Origin of the sequence: Actinocrinis sp., assembly GCF_035605935.1 — a bacterium.
Classification (GTDB): Bacteria; Actinomycetota; Actinomycetes; order Streptomycetales; family Catenulisporaceae; genus Actinocrinis.
In genome coordinates this window covers 79,834-87,050 of record NZ_DATNGK010000062.1, presented here as the reverse complement: position 1 = coordinate 87,050, position 7,217 = coordinate 79,834, and the positions used below count along the sequence as shown (strand labels likewise).

6 protein-coding genes are annotated in these 7,217 nt (G+C 68.5%); all 6 read right to left on the bottom strand.

What is annotated here, in order from left to right; all coding sequences use genetic code 11:
- Positions 1 to 115: type II toxin-antitoxin system prevent-host-death family antitoxin (locus VN779_RS26325; protein ID WP_349260667.1), on the bottom strand; the 115-nt coding region annotated here is incomplete at its 3' end.
- A 132-nt stretch (positions 116 to 247) separates the two neighbouring features.
- Positions 248 to 1,033, bottom strand: coding sequence for a 6-phosphogluconolactonase (pgl, locus tag VN779_RS05825; RefSeq protein WP_325720922.1), 786 nt, complete (start codon positions 1,031 to 1,033; stop codon positions 248 to 250).
- Positions 1,030 to 2,049, bottom strand: a complete 1,020-nt coding sequence (gene opcA / locus VN779_RS05820; protein WP_325720920.1) for a glucose-6-phosphate dehydrogenase assembly protein OpcA — start codon at positions 2,047 to 2,049, stop codon at positions 1,030 to 1,032. The genes pgl and opcA overlap by 4 nt, the downstream gene beginning before the upstream one ends.
- On the bottom strand, positions 2,046 to 3,593 hold the full coding sequence (zwf, locus tag VN779_RS05815) for a glucose-6-phosphate dehydrogenase (protein ID WP_349260666.1): 1,548 nt from the start codon (positions 3,591 to 3,593) through the stop codon (positions 2,046 to 2,048). Before zwf ends, opcA begins: the two co-directional genes overlap by 4 nt.
- A gap of 92 nt (positions 3,594 to 3,685) precedes the next feature.
- Positions 3,686 to 4,825: a transaldolase gene (tal, locus tag VN779_RS05810; protein WP_325720916.1), complete on the bottom strand. Its 1,140-nt coding sequence runs from the start codon at positions 4,823 to 4,825 to the stop codon at positions 3,686 to 3,688.
- Positions 4,826 to 4,846: 21 nt separating this feature from the next.
- Positions 4,847 to 6,946, bottom strand: a complete 2,100-nt coding sequence (tkt, locus tag VN779_RS05805; RefSeq protein WP_325720914.1) for a transketolase — start codon at positions 6,944 to 6,946, stop codon at positions 4,847 to 4,849.
- Between the last annotated feature and the right edge of the window lie 271 nt (positions 6,947 to 7,217).

Below are 7,217 nucleotides of genomic sequence, written 5' to 3'. Positions count from 1 at the left end.
CGATCCGGGCGATGGCGCGCCCATACTCCGTGACCGTGATGGGTTCGCCGTTCTTGACGCGCTCGAGCACGCGCGCTGTCTGCTGATTGAGTTCGCTGACAGTGACTGTTGCCATGAAGCCGATTGTACTAGAACCTAGTAGAATCGGTACGCTTTCCGGTCGATCCAAAACGACGCAGGCGCCGCGTGCCCGGCTTTTTCGGGCGCGCGGCGCCTGCGGCGATCGCTGCTATTGCGCTTGTCCGCGTTACGGCGAGGCGAGGCGGTTGAGGCCCGGCGGCAGGTCAGCCGCGCACGCGCGATCGATCAACCACAGAGTCCTGACATGGCCTCGGGCACCGGCCGCGGGGACCTGCACTCGGCCGCCACCGGACAGTGCCATGTGCGCCGCGGCGGCCTTCTCGCTTCCCGCCGCCACGACCCACACTTCACGCGCGCTCTGGATCACCCGGAAGGTGAACGAGAGCCGGTTCGGCGGCGGCTTCGGCGAGTTGTGCACCGCGATGACTGCGGGCTCCTCCTCGTAGACGCCGGGATGTTCCGGGAACAGCGACGCGACGTGGCCGTCCGGACCCATGCCGAACAGCTCGACGTCGAACTCCGGCACGTCGCTGTCCGGCGCGGCGTAGCGGGCCAGTTCAGCCGCGTAGCGCTCGGCCGCCGCTTCCGCGTTGTCGCCGTCCGGACCGTTAGTGGACGGCATCTCGTGCACGAATGCCGGGTCGAGGTCCAGCTTGTCGAGCAGGGCGCCACGCGCCTGGGTGACGTTGCGCTCAGGGTCGCCTTCCGGCAGGAAGCGCTCGTCACTCCACCACAGGTGCACGCGCTTCCAGTCGACCGCGACGCGCGCCGGCAACTCGGCGACCGCGGCCAGCGAGCCGATGCCGACCGATCCGCCGGTCAGCACCAGATGCGCTTCGTCCTTGGCGGCCAGCACGTCCACCAGCTTGGTCACCAGCCGCGCCGCCACCGCCTGGGCCAGAAGCGGCGCGTCCCGGTGGATGATGAGCTCCGGCGTCGCTCCGGCAGTCAAGACGACCCCTTGGCCGCTGCGTCGTCCACCTGGACCGGCTTGGGCTCGCCGAGCTTGGCCGCCTCCTTGGCCGCCTTCTCCACGGTCGGGCCGGCCACCTTCAGCGGCTCGGTGAACGGCACGTCGACGTCGTGCAGCAGCTTCGCGTAGACGTCGTCCGGGTCGAGCCGGCGCAACTCCTCGGCGATCAGCTCCGCGGTCTCCCGGCGCTTGAGCGCTACCGGCCGGTCCGGCTGGCCGGGCACCGAGAGGGTGGCCAGTTCACCGTCCGGGCGGGTCAGCGCGATCGGGCCGTCCGGTGTCATCAGCTCGACACCGGTGATTCCGGGGCCCTCGTCCGCGGTCCGGCTGACCGGGACACCGAGCCGCTGCCGCAGCCACACCGCCAGCACGCGCGCCGAAGGGTTGCCTTCCTCGCCGGAGACCGCCGCACTGGTGATCTTGCGCGGGAACTGGTCCAGCGCGGCAGCGAGCATCGAGCGCCACGGAGTGATCCGGGTCCAGGCAAGGTCGGTGTCGCCGGGGGTGTAGCCGGCGGCTCGGGCGCGCAGCTTTGACATCGGCTTGTGGTACTCCGCCGCGTCGGTGATGCGGCGCTGCGCGAACCGGCCGAGCGGGTCGTCCTTGGGCACATCCGGGCCCTCGTCCGGCCACCAGGTGACGACTGGTACGTCCGGCAGCAGCAGCGGCATCACGACCGCGTCCGCGTGCGCGGACAGTTCGCCGTAAAGCCGCAGCACGATGACTTCCCCAGGTCCGGTGTCGTCACCGACCCGGACCTCCGCGTCGAGCCGGGTGCGCGCCACCTCGGGCCGGGCCACCGCGACGATGATGCGAGCCGGGTGCTCGCGCGATGCCGCGCTGGCCGCCTTCATCGCGTCGTAGTGGTGCCGCTCCTCGGTGGAGATGATGAGCGTCAGCACGGCCCCGGTGGTCGGCGAACCGGCCCGGCGGCGCGCCTGCACCAGCGTCGCGCCGATCTTGCTCGCGCTGGTGTCGGTCAGGTCGATGATCATGGCCTTCTCCAGGAGCGTCCATCGCGGGCCAGCATCTCGTCGGCCTCGGCCGGGCCCCAGGTTCCGGCCTCGTACTGCGCGGGCTTGCCGTTCTTCGCCCAGAAATCCTCGATCGGGTCGAGGATCTCCCAGCCGAGTTCGACCTCTTCGAGTCGCGGGAACAGCGGCGGGTCGCCCAGCAGGACGTCAAGGATCAGCCGCTCGTAGGCCTCGGGGGAGGACTCGGTGAACGCCTCGCCGTACTGGAAGTCCATCGACACGTCACGCACCTCCATCGAGGTGCCCGGGACCTTCGAGCCGAACCGCACGGTCACGCCCTCGTCCGGCTGGACTCGGATGACCAGTGCGTTCTGCCCCAGTTCCTCGGTCATGGTGGCGGTGAACGGCAGATGCGGCGCGCGCTGGAAGACCACCGCGATCTCGGTGACCCGGCGGCCGAGCCGCTTTCCGGTGCGCAGGTAGAACGGCACGCCGGCCCAGCGCCTGGTGTCGATCTCCAGCTTGATCGCGGCGTAGGTGTCCGTGATCGAGTCCTTGGCGATCCCGTCCTCGTCGAGGAAACCGATGACCTTCTCGCCGCCCTGCCAGCCCTTGGCGTACTGGCCGCGCACCGTGTGCGAACCCAGATCCTCCGGCAGCTGCACCGCCGAGAGCACCTTGACCTTCTCGGCGAAGATCGCGTCCGCGTCGAAGGAAGTGGGCTCCTCCATCGCGGTCAGCGCCATGAGTTGCAGCAGGTGGTTCTGGATCACGTCACGGGCCGCGCCGATGCCGTCGTAGTAGCCCGCGCGACCGCCGATGCCGATGTCCTCGGCCATGGTGATCTGCACGTGGTCGACGTAGTTGCGGTTCCAGATCGGCTCGAACATCTCGTTGGCGAAGCGCAGCGCCAGGATGTTCTGCACCGTCTCCTTGCCGAGATAGTGATCGATGCGGAAGACCGACTTGGGCGGGAAGACATCGTTGACGACCTTGTTGAGCTCCTTGGCGCTGGCCAAGTCGTGCCCGAACGGCTTCTCGATGATCACGCGGCGCCAGGTGTTCTCGCCGCCTTCGGCCAGGCCGGACTCCTTGAGCTGCTTGACCACGCCGGGGAAGAACTTCGGCGGAACCGACAGGTAGAAGGCATGGTTGCCGCTGGTGCCGCGCAGCCGGTCGAGCTCCTCGATGGTCGCCTTGAGAGTCTCGAAGGCGGCTTGGTCGCCGAATTCGCCGGGCACGAAGCGGAAGCCCTCAGACAGCTGCTTCCACACCTCATCGCGGAACGGGGTCCGCGCGTGCTCCTTGACCGCCTCGTAGACGACCTGCGCGAAGTCCTGGTTCTCCCAGTCCCGCCGGGCGAAGCCGACCAGGGCGAAGCCCGGGGGCAGCAGGCCGCGGTTGGCCAGGTCGTAGATGGCCGGCATCAGCTTCTTGCGGGACAGGTCGCCGGTCACGCCGAAGATCACCAGGCCACACGGCCCGGCGATGCGCGGCAGCCGCCGGTCCTGGGCGTCACGCAGCGGGTTGGCCCAGTCAGTGCCGGCGTGCTCCTGCGCGTTCATCTGCCGATGCGCGATCGACTCGCTGAAGCCGCCCTCGTGGGTACTTGCAGCGGCGGCCGCCTTTGGGGCGGCCGCGCTGGGAGACTGCGTGCTCACGCGGCCTTCTCCCCCTGGTCCACCGCTGACGCCGCCTCCTTCTCGAGTTCGGCGCGTACCGCCTCGACCAGTTCCTTCCAGGAGGCCTCGAACTTCTCGACACCCTCGTCCTCGAGCACCTGGACCACGTCGTCGTACGAGACGCCCAGCGCCTCGAGGTCGGCGATCACCTTGTGTGCGTCCTCGTAGGTGCCGTGCACCGCGTCGCTGCTCGGGTCGCCGTGATCGGCCTCGGCGTCGAGGGTGGCTTCCGGCATGGTGTTCACGACGCCGGCGACGATCAGGTCGTCGACGTACATCGTGTCCTTGTACGCCGGGTCCTTCACGCCGGTCGACGCCCACAGCGGCCGCTGCGGCTTGGCGCCCTTCGCGGCCAGCGCCTTCCAGCGCTCCGAGCCGAACACTTCCTCGTAGGCCTGGTAAGCCAGCCGCGCGTTCGCGACGGCCGCCTTACCGAGCAGAGCCGTGGCCTCCGGGGTGCCGATCTTCTTCAGCCGCTTGTCGATCTCGGTGTCGACCCGCGAGACGAAGAACGAGGCCACCGACGCGATCTTGGACAGGTCGTAGCCGTTGGCGTAGGCCTGCTCCATGCCGTCGAGGTAAGCCTCCATCACGGCCTTGTACCGCTGCAGCGAGAAGATCAGCGTGACGTTGACGCTGATGCCGTGCGCGAGGGTCGCGGTGATGGCGGGCAGGCCCGCCTCGGTCGCCGGGATCTTGATGAACACGTTCTCCCGGTCCACCAGCCACCACAGTTGCTTGGCCTCGGCGACGGTCGGCGCCGTCTTGTGCGCCAGGCTCGGGTCCACCTCGATCGAGACCCGGCCATCTTGGCCCTCGGACGCGTCGTAGGCCGGCCGCAGGATCTCAGCCGCGGCGCGCACGTCGCGGGTCGTGATCATCCGCAGCGCTTCATGCACGTCGACGCCGCGCAGCGCCAGTTCACGGATCTGCGGGTTGTAGATCGCCGACCCGCTGATCGCCTTCTGGAAGATCGTGGGGTTCGTCGTAACACCCACCACGTTCTTCTCGCTGATCAAGGCCGCCAGGTTGCCGGACTCGATGCGCTCCCTGCTCAGATCGTCCAGCCAGATGGCTACTCCGGCGCCGGACAGTTTCTCAAGACGCTCACTCATGAATTTTCATCTCCCCTAGACTCAAGCACCAACCGCGGCGAGCGATTCCCTGGCGGCCGCCTCCACGGCCTCGGCGGTGAAGCCGAACTCGCGCATCAGCGTCGCGAAGTCGGCCGAGGCGCCATAGTGCTCCAGCGAGACGATCCGGCCGGCGTCTCCGACAAACCGGTACCACGGCTGCGCGACACCGACTTCCACGGCGACGCGCGCCTTGACCGACTTCGGCAGTACCGACTCCTGGTAACCCGCATCCTGCGCGTCGAACCATTCCACGCACGGCATCGAGACGACGCGCGTCGGCACGCCGGACTCCTCCAGCTTCTCCCGCGCAGCCACCGCCAGCTGTACCTCGGAGCCGGTGCCGATCAGGATGAGCTGCGGAGCGCCGCCGCTCGCCTCCGCCAAGACGTACCCGCCGCGCTTGACGCCTTCGTTAACGGAGAGCGACGCGCCGAGGGCCTCGTGGTCGAACACCGGCAGGTTCTGCCGGCTCAGCGCCAGGCCGACCGGGCCGTCTTGCTCCAGGGTCGCCTTCCAAGCCGCAACCGTCTCGTTCGCGTCGGCCGGGCGCACGAAGTTGAATCCGGGGATCGCGCGCAGCGCCGCGTAGTGCTCGACCGGCTGGTGCGTGGGGCCGTCTTCGCCGAGGCCCACCGAGTCGTGCGTCCACACGTAGGTCACCGGTAGGTGGATGAGCGAGGCCAGGCGCACCGCAGGGCGCATGTAGTCGGAGAACACCAGGAAGGTGCCGCCGAACACGCGGGTGTTGCCGTGCAGGGCGATCCCGTTGAGGATCGAGCCCATCGCGTGCTCGCGGATGCCGAAGTGCAGGATCCGCCCGTACGGCGAGGAGCCGCCGAACTCGTTGTCCTCCTCGTAGTACGGCAAGAAAGACAAGCCACCCTTGATGGTGGTGTTGTTCGACTCCGCCAGGTCAGCCGAACCGCCCCAGAACTCGGGCAGCTGCTCCGCGATCGCCTGGATCGCGGCCTCGGAGGCCTTGCGGGTGGCGATGTCCTTTCCGGCCGGGAACTGCGGCAACTTGGCGTCCCAACCCGAAGGCAGTTCCCGCCTTGCGATCCGGTCGAACTCGGCGGCGCGCTGCGGGTTGGCCGAGCGCCAAGCCTCGAATCCCTCGCGCCACGACTCCCGCGCCGCCTTGCCCCGCTCGCCGACCTTGCGCGCGTGGGCCAAAACCTCCTCAGCCACCTCGAAATGCTGCTGAGGGTCAAAACCCAGCACTTCCTTCGTCGCCGCCACCTCAGACTCGCCGAGCGCGGAGCCGTGTGCCTTGCCGGTGTTCTGCAGCTTCGGCGCGGGCCAGGCGATGATGGTGCGCAGCCGGATGATCGACGGCCGATCGGTCTCGTTCTCAGCCGCGCGGATCGCCTTGTGCAGCGCCTCGACGTCTTCGACGTACCCGTCCGCCGTGGTGAATTCGACCGATTGCGTGTGCCAGCCGTAGGCCTCGTAGCGCTTGAGCACGTCCTCGGTGAAGGCGACCTTGGTGTCGCCCTCGATCGAGATGTGGTTGTCGTCGTAGATGACGACCAGGTTGCCAAGCTTCTGCGTGCCCGCGATCGACGACGCCTCGCTCGTCACACCCTCTTCCAGGTCACCATCCGAAGCGAACGCGTAAATCCGGTGGTCAAACGGGGATGCCCCGGGGGCCGCGTCCGGGTCGTACAGGCCGCGCTCGTACCGAGCGGCCATCGCCATGCCGACCGCGTTGGCCAGGCCTTGGCCGAGCGGACCGGTGGTCGTCTCGACGCCGACGGTGTGCCCGTGCTCCGGGTGACCCGGCGTCAGGGAACCCCAGGTGCGGAAGGACTTGAGGTCGTCGAGGGTGAGCCCGTAGCCCGACAGGTACAGCTGGATGTAAAGCGTCAGGCTGGAGTGACCGGGGGACAGGACGAAACGGTCGCGGCCGGCCCACTTGGGGTCGGCCGGGTCGTGGCGCAGGTGCTTCTGGAAGAGGAGGGTGGCCGCCGGGGCCAGCGACATCGCGGTGCCGGGGTGGCCGTTGCCGACTTTCTGCACCGCGTCCATCGCCAGGACCCGGACCGTGTCCACGGTCCGCTGGTCCAGTTCGGTCCACTCGAAGGGGGTGGGCGTGCTCACAGTAACGCGCGCGTCCTTTCCTGGATGAAAGCGTCAGCGCGTCGGGGCGGACGGCGACGCTGCCAACCAGGGCTGTGTGGAGTGCGGAAACAGCCTGGCCCCGCGCGGCGATGCATTGATTCTGTTATCTCGAGGGTCACCCTACCCCTCAACCGGCCACTGACCCGTTCAGCGGGGCCGACCGGGTCAGCGCGGTGAATCCACGCGACCCGCTGCCGAGCGCCGCGCGGCGGGGGTCTAGAGTTTCGTCGAATCAAGTTGTACTCGTCAG

Coding starts and splice junctions, on each gene's coding strand:
- opcA (WP_325720920.1), bottom strand. CDS start 2,049: ATGATCATCGACCTGACCGACACCAGCGCGAGCAAGATCGGCGCGACG.
- zwf (WP_349260666.1), bottom strand. CDS start 3,593: ATGAACGCGCAGGAGCACGCCGGCACTGACTGGGCCAACCCGCTGCGT.
- tal (WP_325720916.1), bottom strand. CDS start 4,825: ATGAGTGAGCGTCTTGAGAAACTGTCCGGCGCCGGAGTAGCCATCTGG.